The following is a 14,643-nucleotide window of genomic DNA, read 5'->3' as shown; positions in this document are numbered from 1 at the left end:
AATGAGAAAAACATCCGCCGGAAAGAATCAGCTATGAAAAAGATTCTGCCGGAAAGGGCGGAACAAAAGGAGAATATCATGGAAGATTACAAGAAAGAATTTATTGAATTTATGATCGACTGCGAAGTGCTGAAATTTGGTGATTTCGTAACCAAGTCCGGCCGCAAGACCCCGTTCTTTGTCAATACCGGCTTTTACCGTACCGGCGCACAGCTGCGCCGCCTGGGTCAGTACTATGCACAGGCTATCAAGGATACCTTCGGAACTGATTTTGATGTTCTGTTCGGACCGGCTTACAAGGGCATTCCGCTGACTGTTGCAGCGACCATGTCTATCAGCGAGCTGTATGACGCAGACATTCGTTATTGCTCCAACCGGAAAGAAGTAAAGGATCACGGCGATAAGGGCATCCTGCTCGGCAGCCCGATCAAAGACGGCGACAAGGTTGTGATCATCGAAGACGTAACCACTGCCGGTACCTCCATCGAGGAGACTCTGCCGATCATCAAGGCACAGGGCGATGTCGATGTGCTTGGTCTGGTTGTTTCCGTAGACCGTATGGAGCGCGGAAAGGGAACCAAGTCTGCACTGAAGGAAATTGAAGAGAAGTACGGCTTCAAGACCACCGCGATTGTAACCATGGCAGATGTTGTAGAGCATCTCTACAACAAGCCTTACAAGGGAAAAGTCATCATCGACGATACCTTAAAGGCAGCAATCGATGCTTACTATGAGCAGTATGGTGCAGAGTAAGGAGTCATATTATGGAAAAGGTATATAAGACAATGCAGCGCACCGGCGCCTGCAGCATTGCAGTGGGAATCATCATGCTCGTGACCGGCGTGACCGTGGGCATTATGTCCATTGTCTGCGGCGGACTGCTGTTAAAGCGCAAGGGCGAGATCACATTTTAATGTTCAAAAAGATACAGGGGCGGCAGTTTCTGCAACAGGTTTCGGGCGGAGACTGCCCCTTTGCTTGCAGGGTACCATGTGGAATAAAAAGTTTGCCTGTGGTATCATGGCGCAAAAGGAAGTGCTTAGAGCGTTTCTGGTGAATTTGGCATTGGGAAATAAAAAGGAGTTTTACTAGAATTATGATCAGAAATACGACCAGGAATCAGAAGCTGGGATGGGTGCTTTTCATCGCTTACCTGGCCTTGCTGGTTTATTTTATGTTTTTTGCGGAGTCCTTTGGACGCAATCCGGAGCAGCGCGATTATGCGTACAATCTGGAGCTGTTCAAGGAAATCAAGCGCTTTTATAAATATCGAAAACAACTGGGAATGGAAGCATTCCTTTTAAATATTGTAGGTAACGTAGTAGGATTTATGCCGTGTGGATTTTTTCTGCCGATCATCAGCCGCAGAAGCAAAAAGTGGTACAATACGATTTTATTCGGTTTCTGTTTAAGCCTCTGCATCGAGACGACGCAGCTGATCTTCAAAGTCGGAAGCTTCGATGTGGATGATCTGTTTTTAAATACACTCGGTGGTGCGCTTGGCTTTTTAAGTCACTGGACGATTCAGAAGATTCGGATAAAAAGGAGAAGACGCCGATGAAAAAGCCGATGAAAAATAGAAAAAAACGCATATCCTATATCCGGAAACCAATTCCAAAGCAGAGCTTTTTCTGTCTTGGATTTGCGGCGATCGGTCTGTTTTGTTTTTGCTTTAGTCTGGGACGCAGTATCGGAAACCAGGGGAGTGGCGGTCCGGATGTGGCAGCCTGGGCACTGACCAGCCTGTTGTTTTCCGTGGAGTCTGTTATCTGTGGAGTGAAAACGTTAAAGATGAAGGAAATCAACGATATCCTGGCCCGGATCGGAACCATCGCAGGCGGGATTTTATTGTTTTGCTGGCTGGGAATGCTGGTGATCGGAATCGTAACGATCCTATGATACGATTGAGGCAGCAGATTTTATCCGTCTGGAATGGAAAGGACCGGCAAAATTCTATTGCTGTTTGCGCAGTGCAGGAACAGCAGCGAAATATTTCATGGGGCTGAAAGTAAAAAGTCTCAGGAAAGGACAATGAATTTATGGTAAAATATCAGGAATTATGGAACGAAGAAAATACAAATATAACAGAGCGCTATGACCTGGTCATGGAGCGGATTCTGGAGATCCCGGCAGAAAACCGGGTTGCAGAGCCGTACCGTGCTTACTTTAACCAGATGGCAGCATTTACAGCCCAGATCGAAGAACTGGCAAGAATGCAGCTTCGCGAGGATCTCGACAGCCTGAGTCTTCTGGAGCTTCAGAAGATGAATCATAGTCTCTATGCGGATATTCTTCCAGAGCATTATGAGGAAAGCTATGCGGATCCGGCATTTGCCGTGCGGATGCTGGGGGCAGACTTGGGCCCGCTTTTATCTGCATTTTATGCGCAGTTCCGGGCTGCGATCGTCTTTGCGTATGAATGCAGACTGACGGATATCACGATTTTATGTGAAACTCTCATTGAGATTTATAACATGTTTGAGGATGGAATCCCGCAGGCGCGTCAGGTGCGGGATGTGCTGTACTGGTTTTTCAGCGACTATACCGATGTTACGCTGACCTACCGAATCCGTGAGCAGCTGGACCCGGATTTAAGCTTTGCGAAGGACATCATCATGGAGTCAGACTTAAATGATCTGCGTTATCTGTACCGCTTTGGTGAGTATATTTCTGATTCTGAGCTGCAGATCGCTTCGTATCTGAATTCCCTGCCGGAGGAGACCATCGAGAAGATGGCATCGACCTACACAGAAGGATACCGCAAGGGCTTTGAGGTGATGGGGCGTGACCTTTCTAAGAAAAAGACCGTTTCCATCCGCTATGAGCTGGGCTTTGAGCGCATGATCCGCGCTGCGATCCGCCAGTTTGAGGAGATGGGACTGGAAGTGATTCTTTATCGTGCGGCAGTCTGGTCCGTGACCATGAGTCCGAACCGTAAGATTGGTTACCATGGCACCTCTGCTAATATGCAGTTTGACTACGATCACCGCTACGACCAGGCTATTTATCTGGATAAGGCCTTTAAGGAGCGTAAGCTTGCCGTACTGCGCACCGCATATGAGAATTGCAAAGCAAAAGCAGCAGCGTATGCAGGACCGGCTGTAGTGGAGACTTTTGGTGAGGATGGTTTTGAGCCGAAGAACAAGCCAGAGGCCTATGCTTTGAGTGAAAAACAGGAAGAGCTGCAGATCGCTTATTCCAACGAGGCGATGCCGGTCGTGAACCAGTACATTCCGGGAGATGAGACCAGCTTCACCATCATCGCGTTCCCGGTTCCGGCGATCGGAACGGATTTTGCGGAGATCTTCCATGAGACGATCCGCATCAATACGCTGGATTACGAGGAGTACAAAAAGATCCAGCAGAATCTGGTGGATGTACTGGATCAGGCAGCGTATGTGACGGTAACGGGAAATGCAGAGACCGGCAATGAGACCCATATGAAGATTTCCCTGCATACCCTGACCGACCCAGCAAAGCAGACAAACTTTGAGAATTGTGTAGCCGATGTGAATATTCCGGTGGGAGAGGTTTTCACTTCCCCGGTATTAGCTGGAACAGAAGGTCTGCTTCATGTGAGCCAGGTCTACATTGGTGACTTCCAGTTTAAAAACTTCCGCATGGAATTCAAGAACGGAAAAATCACCGATTATTCCTGCGATAACTTCGCAGACCCGGAAGAGGGCAAAAAGCTGATCCGCCAGCAGATCTTAAAGAATCACGATACCCTTCCAATGGGCGAGTTCGCGATCGGAACCAATACCACGGCATATGCAGTGGCAAAGAAATACAATATTATGGATAAGTTCCCGATCCTGATCGCGGAGAAGACCGGACCGCATTTTGCGGTAGGAGATACCTGCTATAGCTGGAGCGAGGATTCTGCGGTATACAATCCGGATGGAAAAGAGATCATTGCCCGGGATAACGAAATCTCCCTGCTGCGCAAGGAAGATGTATCCAAGGCTTACTTTGGCTGTCATACCGATATCACGATCCCGTATTCTGAGCTGGGCGACATCACGGTAGTCTGCAGCGATGGACGGAAGCTTCCGGTGATCCGAAACGGACGGTTTGTTGTAACGGGAACGGAAAAACTGAATGAAGAGCTGAACGCAACTGTGTAAAAATGCTATGTACTGAAAAAATAGCATTATTTGAGACCGGCTGTTGTGGGTGTGGAGCCTGCAGCAGTCGGTTTTGCATTTATGTGGCAGCGAATCTGGTGCAAAAGGAATAAATTATAAAAACATCAATTTTTCTATATTGACTGCGTATGGAAAATACAGTATTATATTATAAGTAGTGATTCAAACAAGATATGTATTTATTAATTATAATAATAAATTGAAAAAGGAGAACTTACAATGGCGAAAGTAGGAATTGTAATGGGCAGTGATTCAGATATGCCGATCATGGCGAAGGCGGCAGAAATCCTGGATAAGTTCGGAATTGATTATGAGATGACGATCATTTCCGCACACCGCGAGCCGGACATCTTTTTTGAGTGGGCGAAGAGCGCAGAGGAAAAGGGAATCAAGGTGATCATTGCAGGTGCCGGAAAAGCAGCACATCTGCCGGGGATGTGTGCAGCACTGTTCCCGATGCCGGTTGTAGGTATTCCTATGAAAACCTCCGACCTCGGCGGTGTGGACTCCCTGTATTCGATCGTACAGATGCCGTCCGGAATCCCGGTAGCGACCGTAGCGATTAACGGTGGAGCCAATGCCGGCATTCTGGCAGCAAAGATCCTGGCAACTTCTGACGCAGAGCTTCTTCAGAAGCTGAAAAACTACAGTGAGGATATGAAGAATGATGTCGTGAAGAAGGCAGACAAGTTAGAGAGCATTGGATACAAAGAGTATCTGGCACAGATGAAGTAAAACCGTTACTGTTCACAAGGGTGTCCAACAACAGGATTTTGCCGATGCTTCACATTTCAGATTGGCAAAGTCCGTTATCAGAACGATACAACCACAAAACCCATACGATATGGAGGAAAAGAAGATGGATTACAAGAAAGCCGGAGTTGACATTGAAGCAGGATACAAGTCTGTAGAGTTGATGAAAGAGCATGTAAAAAAGACCATGCGTGAGGAAGTGTTAGGCGGTCTGGGCGGTTTTTCCGGCGCATTCTCCCTGGCAAAGATCAAAAACATGGAGGAGCCGGTGCTCTTATCCGGAACCGATGGCTGCGGTACCAAGGTAAAGTTGGCGATCATCATGGATAAGCATGACACCATCGGTATCGATGCCGTGGCTATGTGCGTGAATGACATTGCCTGCGCAGGCGGCGAGCCGTTATTCTTCCTGGACTATATTGCCTGCGGCAAGAACTATCCGGAGAAGATCGCGGATATCGTAAAGGGTGTTGCAGAGGGCTGCCTGCAGTCTGAGGCTGCACTGATCGGCGGCGAGACCGCAGAGCATCCGGGACTGATGCCGGAGGAGGACTACGATCTGGCTGGTTTTGCAGTTGGTGTCTGCGATAAGAAAGAGATGATCACCGGCGAGCACTTAAAGGCTGGCGATGTGCTGATCGGCATGGCATCCACCGGCGTTCATTCCAACGGTTTCTCCCTGGTGCGCAAGGTATTTGAGAAGGAGCTGACCAAAGAAGGGCTGAATACTTATTACGATTCTCTCGGAAAGACTCTGGGTGAGGCTCTTCTGGCACCGACCCGTATCTATGTAAAGGCATTAAAGAGCGTGAAGAACGCAGGTGTGACTGTAAAAGCCTGCAGCCACATCACTGGCGGCGGATTTTATGAGAACGTTCCGCGTATGTTAAAAGAAGGAACCCGCGCAGTCATCAGGAAGGACAGCTATGAGGTACCGGCCATCTTCAAGATGCTGGCAGACAAGGGCGAGATCGAAGAAACCATGATGTACAACACCTTCAACATGGGTATCGGTATGATCGTGGCAGTGGATCCGGCTGACGTGGAGAAGACCATGGAAGCAATCAAGGCAACCGGAGATGTACCGTATGTGATCGGTTCCATTGAGGAAGGCGAAAAGGGAGTGACTTTATGTTAAGAGTCGGTGTAATGGTGTCCGGCGGCGGCACCAACTTACAGGCAATCCTGGATGCAGTGGATGCAGGAACGATCACCAATGCCGAGATCGCAGTGGTCATCAGCAACAATCCGGGCGCTTATGCGCTGGAGCGCGCAAAGAAGCATGGTGTGGAAGCCCTGTGCATCTCCCCGAAGGACTATGAGAGCCGGGAAGCATTTAACGAGGCATTTCTGGCGAAGGTAGATGAGTATCATCTGGACCTGATCGTGCTGGCTGGTTTCCTGGTAAAGATCCCGGCTGCGATGATCGAAAAATATGAGCATAAGATCATCAATATCCATCCGTCCCTGATCCCGTCCTTCTGCGGCGTTGGTTATTACGGTCTGAAGGTACATGAGGCAGCACTGGCACGCGGTGTAAAAGTGACGGGCGCGACCGTTCATTTTGTGGACAGTGGTATGGATACCGGCCCGATCATCCTGCAGAAGGCAGTCGAGGTGCAGGACGGCGATACGCCGGAGGTATTGCAGCGCAGAGTCATGGAGCAGGCAGAGTGGAAGCTACTGCCGCAGGCCATTGACCTGATCGCAAACGGAAAGATAAAATAAAAACGAACGATAAGGGCAGACCGGTGGGATTCCGGTCTGTCTGCGGTTTGCCTGGCGATGAGAACGCATAGAGAAAAAGAGTTGTTGTTTACGCAAAATGCAGGCAATGACCAGGAATGGTAAAAGGAGGAATATGCAAATGAAGATTTTGATCGTAGGGGGCGGCGGAAGAGAGCACGCCATCGCATGGAAGCTGGCAAAGAGCCCGAAGGTTGAGAAATTGTATTGTGCACCGGGCAATGCAGGCATTGCCGAGGTGGCAGAGTGTGTCAATATCGGTGTCATGGAGTTTGATAAGCTGGTGGTATTTGCAAAAGAACATGCCATCGATCTGACCGTGGTAGCGCCGGATGATCCGCTGGCAGCAGGTGCGGTCGATGCGTTCGAGGCAGCAGGTCTGCGTGCATTTGGTCCGAGGGCTAACGCAGCGATCCTGGAAGGCTCCAAGGCATTCTCTAAAGACCTGATGAAAAAATATGGCATTCCGACCGCAGCTTATGAAACCTTCAATGACCCGGAAAAAGCACTCGCTTATCTGGAGACTGCAAAGATGCCGATCGTATTAAAGGCAGACGGCCTGGCACTGGGCAAGGGTGTTCTGATCTGTAAGGACTTGGAAGAAGCGAAAGCAGGTGTCAAGACCCTGATGATGGACAAGCAGTTCGGTTCCGCAGGCGATGAGATTGTCATCGAGGAATTTATGACCGGTCGTGAAGTATCTGTTTTATCCTTTGTAGACGGAAAGACCATCAAGATCATGACTTCCGCACAGGACCACAAGCGTGCCAAGGATGGCGACCAGGGACTGAACACCGGCGGCATGGGAACCTTCTCCCCGAGCCCGTTCTATACTCCGGAGGTTGACGCATTCTGCAAAGAGCATATTTACCAGAAAACGGTCGATGCCATGGCAGCAGAGGGCAGAGAATTTAAGGGAATCATCTTCTTTGGCCTGATGCTGACTGCAGACGGTCCGAAGGTACTCGAATACAACGCCCGTTTCGGTGACCCGGAGACCCAGGTCGTACTTCCGCGCATGAAGAATGACCTGGTCGACCTGTTTGAAGCCTGCATCGACGGCACTCTGGACCAGATCAACCTGGAGTTCGAGGACAACGCTGCAGTCTGCGTAGTCCTGGCATCCAACGGCTACCCGGAGCACTACGAAAAAGGATTTGAGATCTGCGGCTTAGAGAACTTCAAAGACAAAGACGGCTACTATGTCTTCCATGCAGGAAGCAAGTTCGATGAGCAGGGACGTGTTGTAACCAACGGCGGACGCGTACTCGGCGTGACCGCAACCGGAAGCAACTTAAAAGAAGCCCGGGCCAATGCGTACAAGGCAACCGAGTGGATTGATTTTGATAATAAGTATATGAGACATGATATTGGAAAGGCAATTGATGAAGTGTGACTCGACGCTGACTATGGTGTCAATTATTATTCCAATCGGAAATAAGCTATGATAACGGAAACAGGATGACGCAAAATGGGCTGTTTTTATTATTAAAAAGGAAATAGAGGTTCGAAATTCAGTACTTTTAGCTAGTTCATTTTATTCAAGGTGGATAAAATGAAATTCCTGTACCGTGTGGCCAGGTGCATTTAGTGTTTCGTTTTGTTCCATAAGTGTACTACTTATAAAGAATTATTTGTTGTTCTTTAGAACAATATAACACATTTAATAAAACAGGGAAATCTTTTTCGATTGACACAATTCGACAAAATCCGCGTAAGATGCGGCAGAAAAACAGAACCTTTCGGCACGAGAGGAGATTTCTTCCTATGATAAAGAGAATGGGAATAACTGCCGGGCATCTGCTGGCAGCGGCAGACTGGCTTATTCCAGATAAGCCCGGATGGCTTTCATCAGCCGTTTCTGTTCATCAGCGTGCCGTCACTATCGAATGCGCCAGCGATATGTCCGAGCCGTATGCGATGAACAGTGCGGTCTACGATTCCCTCGTAAAGCTTTGTACCGACATTTGCAAACGAAACGGAAAGGAAAAGCTCCTGTGGCTTGGAGACAAGACAAAGACGCTGAACTACGCACCGAAGTCTGATGAAATGGTACTGACGGTACATCGCTGGTTTGCAAATAAAAGCTGCCCCGGCAACTGGCTCTATGCAAGGCTCGGCGAACTGGCGGCGAAGGTTACAGCCAATCTTGGCGACAGCACTGTTACACCATCTGATCCGGCAGCGAGACTTTATCGTGTGCGTAAGTCCTGGGCAGATGCAAAAACGCAGGAAGGTGCGTTCAAGAGCCCGGATAATGCTAAGAAATGTGCCGACAATAACAATGGTTATGCCGTTTTTTGATGCAAACGGCAAGCAGGTCTATCCGACTGCCACAGCAAAGAAATCCGTAGATGCTATTGCTCGTGAAGTGATTCAGGGTAAATGGGGCAACGGAGCAGAGAGAAAGCAGAAGCTGACAGCGGCAGGCTATGATTGTTCCGCAGTGCAGAAGCGTGTCAATGAACTGCTCAGATAACTGAATAACCACACAGCAGTAATGCCCATCGAGGAGTCAGTTCCTTGGTGGGCATTATTTTTTTGCAATTATGAGCAATTATGAGAAGTTAAAGATTGACGGTGACTTCTACGAAAGATATACTATATTCGTGATTTTATAGGTATCAGGAATCTCATACAAAGGAGATATTAAAAACACATATGAAAGATAATGTAGCAAAGGTGATCTATCGGCTGTTGCTTGTGATTACCGTAATTGTAACTGCCATTATTGTGGGCTTTACAATTGTTCAAATGGGTGTTTTTTCACCAGAACCGAAAGTAGAAGTAACGGCCAAGTATACAGGTAAAGATGTCCCAGAGTTGCGAATCGCCACGGACTATGATTTTTGCCCAAACACATATATCAACAGCAAGGGCGAATTGTCCGGGCTATATATTGAAATTATGACAGAGCTTGCGAATCAACTGGAAATGAAACCAGTGTTTCTGACAGACAATTGGCTTGGCTGTAGAGCGAAATTGGAAAGCGGAGAGGCAGATGTCCTTCTTGGGCTGGAAATATTCTCCAACATGAAAGGGACGCTGCATACGATTCCAATGGCATCAGATGAATTGTGTATGTTTGGCAAACAAAAGGCACTAAGTGCTGCTGCGCTTTCTGGTAAACGGGTTTCCATTATGGCACGCTCCGTAATCATAGGACTTTTTGATTTGCAATGTGAATATGTGGAGTACAATACAAACACGGAAATCCTTCAGGCTGTGGAAAACGGAGAGGTTGATTTTGCCATCTGCCATAGTGCAGTCGGAGAAAAAATCATTGAAAACAGCAATCTGGATTTGGTAAGGGGCGCATCCATTATGAAGAGCTTTCCGTCAATCGCCGTAAAGGATACCAATCCGGAACTGCAGGTCAAGCTGAATACAGCCCTGCAGGCCATGGCTGAGGATGGAACACTGTACAAGCTGAAAACGAAATGGATTATAGATTTCACACGAAATCACACTCTCGATTATGTGTTGGAGAATAATCAGGCGTTCTATATTATTTCAGTCATGTCAGTTATTCTGCTTTTGATTATTTCCGCAGTGTTTCGGATGTATGCAAGCAGTCAGGAGCGGCATATTAAAGAACTCCTGGTTTACCAGAAGAATCTGGAAGATTCTAACGTAAAGGCAGAGCGTGCCAATCGTGCAAAGTCTGACTTTCTTTCCCATATGTCTCATGATGTTCGAACACCGTTAAATGGAATCGTGGGAATGTCAGGGATCATTCGAAAGAATATTACGAATCCACAGCGTATTAAGGAATGTTTGGATAATATAGATATTGCATCCGGTCATCTTCAGTCCATGCTCAATGATGTTCTGGATATGAGCAAACTGGAAAGCAGAGAAATTGAATTGGAGCATGTTGCTTTTTCTCTGGACGAGGAGTTAGAGAATGTGCAGGCAATTGTGATAGGTAAGCTGCAGGAGGGAAACATAGATTTAATCATCCGGGATGACCAGGTTCAGCATCGCTTTCTCATCGGAAGTGTGATGCATTTTCGCAGAATACTGCTCAATCTCCTCAGCAATGCAATCAAATATTCGAAAGAGAACGGACATGTACAGACAATCGTTTCGGAAATAGATGGAAACAGCGAAAATAGTACTGTTTTAGAGATAAAGGTGCAGGACGATGGTATCGGAATGAGTCGGGACTTTATCGAGAATAACCTGTATAAACCTTTTACGCAGGAACATAAAACAGCACGCACAAAGTATAAGGGAACCGGTCTTGGAATGGCAATTGTCCATGAACTTGTAGATGCAATGCAAGGCACCATTCAGGTGGATAGTGTTCTGGGGAAGGGGACAACCTTTACGGTTACGTTGCCGTTTGAAATTGGTGTTTCACCGAAGGGGCAGGAAGAAAAAGATGATAAGATCGGAGATCTTCAGGGGATGCACTTGCTTGTGGTGGAAGATAATGATCTGAACCGTGAAATTACACAGTGCATCTTAGAAGAGGCCGGGGCAGAAGTCGAGACTGCAGCAGACGGAAAGCAGGCAGTGGAAATCTTCAGCAGCGCAAGAGAGAGCTACTATGATGTAATCCTTATGGATATCATGATGCCAGTTATGGATGGTATAGAGGCCACCAGAACGATTCGCAGTCTGGCCAGAAAGGATGCACAGAACATTCCCATCATTGCTGTTACAGCAAATGCCTTCACGGAGGACAGAAAGAAAACGGAGGAAGCAGGCATGAACGGGCATATTTCCAAGCCGATTGATGAGAAAAAACTGCTGGGTGTAGTGGCGAATTACAAAAAAGCGTAAGTGCATTTTATGAAGATGGTCACATCGTGACAAAAAACTTAACAGGCTGAATAACTGGTATAGAAGCAATGCCCATCGAGGAGTCAAATCCTTGGTGGGCATTATTTTTTTGCCTTTCGGTTCTTAAAGCGTGACCTTTTGTCCTTTCCCAGTAGAGGACAGACAACTCGATATGCACCCTCGGAACGGAGGTCACAGTAAGTGGAACCAGTCAACGGTGCGGAGTATTCTTACTAATGAAAAATACAAGGGCGATGTTCTGCTGCAGAAGTCCTACACAGTAGATTTTCTGACGAAGAAGACGAAAACTAATGAAGGCGAAGTGCCGCAGTATTATGTAGAAAATAACCATGAGGCAATTATTGATCCGCAGATTTTTGAATTGGTGCAGGCTGAAATTGCAAAGCGAAATAAAGGGAAAGAACGCTACAGCGGAGTCAGCATTTTCTCTACCAAGGTGCAGTGTGCGGAATGCGGCGGCTGGTATGGTTCCAAGGTGTGTCATTCCAATGACAAGTATCGCCGCATCATCTGCCAGTGCAATAATAAATTCCGAAACAAGACAGGCTGCTCCACTCCGCACCTGACGGAGTACGAAATCAAGGAATATTTTATAAAAGCACTGAACCGGCTGATTACCGAGAAGGACGAGATCATTGCCAACACAGAAATGATACGAAAGATGCTTTGCGATAATTCTGAACTGGAAGCCAAGCGTGATGCCCTGCAGGAGGAAATCGCTGTGACGGTTGAACTTACGCAGAATGCGGTAGCAGAGAACGCACGAGTGGTGAAGTTGCTTTTATCATGCAGCTTGGAGGACTTTTGGAAGAACTTACAGTTGCGAAGGCAAGAGCCGGTATTGAGAAACTGGTACATCTCACACCGCAGACTGCACGTGTGATTGTAGATGGAAAGGAATCTGTAATATCTGCACAGGAAGTAAAGCTTCATGATGTACTGAAGGTGTTGCCGGGCGAAACGGTTCCGGTGGATGGAATGATTATTTCCGGGCAGACATCTGTCAATCAGGCCGTTATGACAGGAGAATCACTTCCGGTTGATAAGACGGTAGGTGATGAGGTTTCTTCCGGTACAGTAAATCAGTGTGGTGCTTTTGAGATGCTTGCAACAAAAGTTGGTGAAGATAGTTCCATACAGAGAATGATACGCCTTGTTCAGTCAGCAGATGCAGGAAAAGCAAAGATTGTGGGGATCGCTGACCGATGGGCGACATGGATTGTCGTGATTGCTCTCAGCGCAGCTGTGCTTACATGGCTTATCACAGGAAAAATCATACGTGCAGTGACAATTCTGGTTGTTTTCTGTCCTTGTGCTCTTGTACTGGCTACCCCTACTGCAATTATGGCTGCAATCTGTGCTGCAGCGGAAGCTTCATCGGAGCATCCACTGGGAAAAGCAATTGTCAGATGCTTCACAAGCGAATACTCTTCAAAAATTCCGGAAGCTTCGGATTTTAAGATGATACCGGGCAGAGGTGTGTCGGCAAAAGTGGAAGGTTATCGTTTGCTTGCAGGAAACAAAGCTATGCTAACTGAAAATAATATAACCATTTCACCGAAAATGATAACGCAGGCAGAAGAATATATTAATCAGAGCTGTACGGTTATTTATCTGGCTTTAGACGGTATTTATACCGGTTGTATTGTGCTGTCTGATACAATACGAAGTGAAAGTGCAGGCACAATAAAGGCATTAACAGCATTAAATGTACAGCCGGTACTTCTTACCGGTGATAATGAAAAAGCTGCTGCGGCCATTGCCGACCAGCTTGGTATCTTTGAGGTTCATGCAAACTGTCTTTCAGAGGATAAATTAAAATACATAAATGAATATCAGAACAGGCAGGAAGCTGTCTGTATGATCGGGGATGGAATCAATGATGCACCAGTCTTAAAAGCAGCTGATGTCGGTATTGCTATGGGCGGTGTCGGAAGTGACATTGCTGTGGATGCGGCAGATATCGCCCTGGTGGATGATGAGGTAAAGGAATTTCCGCATTTATTGGCACTTTCTAAAAGAATGATGACAACGATAAAAATCAATATGTCATTTTCCATGGGACTGAATTTCATAGCCATCATTCTGGCAATCATGGGCACGCTTGACCCGGTTGTCGGAGCACTGGTGCATAATGCAGGATCTGTCCTTGTAATTACAAATTCAGCGTTGCTGTTAAAATGGAGGAACATGAGATGACGAAAATTGTTGGACTGCTGATTGGATTATTAATTTTTGGATTTGGACTTTATTATCTGATAAAAGAAAAGGTACGTTCCCCATGTTATAATGTTGGTACGAAAGGCAACACTGGGGGGATGGTCATTGTAGCTGTTTTGGAAAATTACTTCTGCTTCTGCAGAAGCAAAAAATCGCGGAAAGAGTATGGCAGACAGAATGTGTAAAGGAAACTATAAGGGTGAAATTATGACGATAAAAGAAAAAGCGGAATGCATTGTAAAAGATATCAAACAAGAGCTGGGAACCAGTCCGCTCCGGATTTTTAAGGACATTGCGGAAAAAGATTATATCAGCATGCACGGGCCAGAGCATCATATTCTGGACGGAGCCAGTCTGCTGGTTGCTTATAAAAATGCAGGCGGAGACATCGACATTGACCAGGCTTTGGACAAACTTATGGCAGAGGGACTCCGGATGCCGGGAGCTATGTGCGGATTATGGGGAATCTGTGGTGCCATCACCTCAATCGGTGCTGCGCTTTCTATCATTGATGGGACTGGACCGCTCTCAACCGACGGAACCTGGGGAGATCATATGCAATTTGTATCAAAGGCAATCGGAGAATTAGGTGCGGTAAATGGTCCGCGATGCTGCAAACGTGACGCAATGATCGCATTTAAGAACGGGATTGCGTATGTCAATCAGCATTATGGTGTCACGTTACAATATGAATCTCAGAAATGTGAATTCACCGACCGGAATGAGCAATGTATCAAAGAAAGGTGTCCGTTTTATGAATAAGAAGAAAGTAGCGTTTATCGGCAGACCGTTCGACGATAACTGGGGACTGGAAGATCCGACTGGAAAAAGTGATGCCGAGTTTCAGATTATTATGGAAGAAATCAGGAAGAAAATCCTGGTTCTAATTGATGCGATGAAGGCAACTGCCGGTTGCTTGCTTCCACAAACCCGGTAAGATAAAATGGAATGTGGAAGGAGTGAT

General features: G+C 46.9%; 16 protein-coding genes and 1 pseudogene. All 17 read left to right on the top strand.

Annotation, left to right across the window (positions count from 1 at the left end):
* The first annotated feature begins 78 nt into the window (after positions 1-78).
* Positions 79-753 (top strand): orotate phosphoribosyltransferase, encoded by a 675-nt coding sequence (gene pyrE, locus DXB18_RS04230; protein ID WP_118542114.1) that lies wholly within the window; start codon positions 79-81, stop codon positions 751-753.
* Between the two features lie 11 nt (positions 754-764).
* On the top strand, positions 765-914 hold the full coding sequence (locus DXB18_RS16120; RefSeq protein ID WP_182430467.1) for a hypothetical protein: 150 nt from the start codon (positions 765-767) through the stop codon (positions 912-914).
* A gap of 182 nt (positions 915-1,096) precedes the next feature.
* Positions 1,097-1,561, top strand: a complete 465-nt coding sequence (locus DXB18_RS04225; protein WP_118706176.1) for a VanZ family protein — start codon at positions 1,097-1,099, stop codon at positions 1,559-1,561.
* Positions 1,558-1,899 (top strand): calcium:proton exchanger, encoded by a 342-nt coding sequence (locus tag DXB18_RS04220; protein WP_118706174.1) that lies wholly within the window; start codon positions 1,558-1,560, stop codon positions 1,897-1,899. Before DXB18_RS04225 ends, DXB18_RS04220 begins: the two co-directional genes overlap by 4 nt.
* Positions 1,900-2,039: 140 nt before the next feature.
* Positions 2,040-4,127: an aminopeptidase gene (locus DXB18_RS04215; protein WP_118706172.1), complete on the top strand. Its 2,088-nt coding sequence runs from the start codon at positions 2,040-2,042 to the stop codon at positions 4,125-4,127.
* 240 nt (positions 4,128-4,367) lie between these two features.
* The gene (gene purE, locus DXB18_RS04210; protein WP_118541987.1) at positions 4,368-4,883 is read left to right on the top strand and encodes a 5-(carboxyamino)imidazole ribonucleotide mutase; all 516 of its coding nucleotides are present in this window, start codon (positions 4,368-4,370) and stop codon (positions 4,881-4,883) included.
* A 124-nt stretch (positions 4,884-5,007) separates the two neighbouring features.
* Entirely contained in the window at positions 5,008-6,039 is a 1,032-nt protein-coding gene (gene purM / locus DXB18_RS04205) for a phosphoribosylformylglycinamidine cyclo-ligase (RefSeq protein WP_118706170.1), read from the top strand.
* Positions 6,033-6,629, top strand: coding sequence for a phosphoribosylglycinamide formyltransferase (purN, locus tag DXB18_RS04200; protein ID WP_118541990.1), 597 nt, complete (start codon positions 6,033-6,035; stop codon positions 6,627-6,629). Before purM ends, purN begins: the two co-directional genes overlap by 7 nt.
* A 139-nt stretch (positions 6,630-6,768) precedes the next feature.
* A complete protein-coding gene (gene purD / locus DXB18_RS04195) occupies positions 6,769-8,043 on the top strand; it encodes a phosphoribosylamine--glycine ligase (RefSeq protein ID WP_118706168.1) in 1,275 nt (424 codons plus the stop codon).
* Between the two features lie 371 nt (positions 8,044-8,414).
* Positions 8,415-8,951: a hypothetical protein gene (locus DXB18_RS16845; protein WP_347560850.1), complete on the top strand. Its 537-nt coding sequence runs from the start codon at positions 8,415-8,417 to the stop codon at positions 8,949-8,951.
* Positions 8,932-9,126: a hypothetical protein gene (locus tag DXB18_RS16840; protein ID WP_347560849.1), complete on the top strand. Its 195-nt coding sequence runs from the start codon at positions 8,932-8,934 to the stop codon at positions 9,124-9,126. The genes DXB18_RS16845 and DXB18_RS16840 overlap by 20 nt, the downstream gene beginning before the upstream one ends.
* Before the next feature lie 182 nt (positions 9,127-9,308).
* A complete protein-coding gene (locus DXB18_RS04185) occupies positions 9,309-11,438 on the top strand; it encodes a transporter substrate-binding domain-containing protein (RefSeq protein ID WP_118706166.1) in 2,130 nt (709 codons plus the stop codon).
* A gap of 172 nt (positions 11,439-11,610) precedes the next feature.
* A complete protein-coding gene (locus tag DXB18_RS04180; RefSeq protein WP_118706164.1) occupies positions 11,611-12,342 on the top strand; it encodes a recombinase family protein in 732 nt (243 codons plus the stop codon).
* A pseudogene (locus DXB18_RS04175) lies at positions 12,225-13,658 on the top strand (cation-translocating P-type ATPase); the annotation flags it as partial. The gene DXB18_RS04180 and the pseudogene DXB18_RS04175, both read left to right, overlap by 118 nt.
* Complete coding sequence (locus tag DXB18_RS04170; protein ID WP_118706160.1) at positions 13,655-13,864, top strand: hypothetical protein; 210 nt, start codon at positions 13,655-13,657, stop codon at positions 13,862-13,864. The pseudogene DXB18_RS04175 and the gene DXB18_RS04170, both read left to right, overlap by 4 nt.
* Positions 13,845-14,441 carry a DUF5714 domain-containing protein gene (locus tag DXB18_RS04165; protein WP_243103153.1) on the top strand — a complete coding sequence of 199 codons (597 nt, stop codon included), beginning with the start codon at positions 13,845-13,847 and terminating at the stop codon, positions 14,439-14,441. The genes DXB18_RS04170 and DXB18_RS04165 overlap by 20 nt, the downstream gene beginning before the upstream one ends.
* Positions 14,434-14,616 carry a hypothetical protein gene (locus DXB18_RS04160; protein WP_118706158.1) on the top strand — a complete coding sequence of 61 codons (183 nt, stop codon included), beginning with the start codon at positions 14,434-14,436 and terminating at the stop codon, positions 14,614-14,616. The genes DXB18_RS04165 and DXB18_RS04160 overlap by 8 nt, the downstream gene beginning before the upstream one ends.
* Positions 14,617-14,643 lie beyond the last annotated feature (27 nt).

The organism is Clostridium sp. OM02-18AC (assembly GCF_003481825.1).
In the GTDB taxonomy this organism is placed as follows: Bacteria; Bacillota; Clostridia; order Lachnospirales; family Lachnospiraceae; genus Brotaphodocola.
Note: the sequence above shows the minus strand (reverse complement) of the source record. Positions and strands in the feature narration are given on the sequence as shown.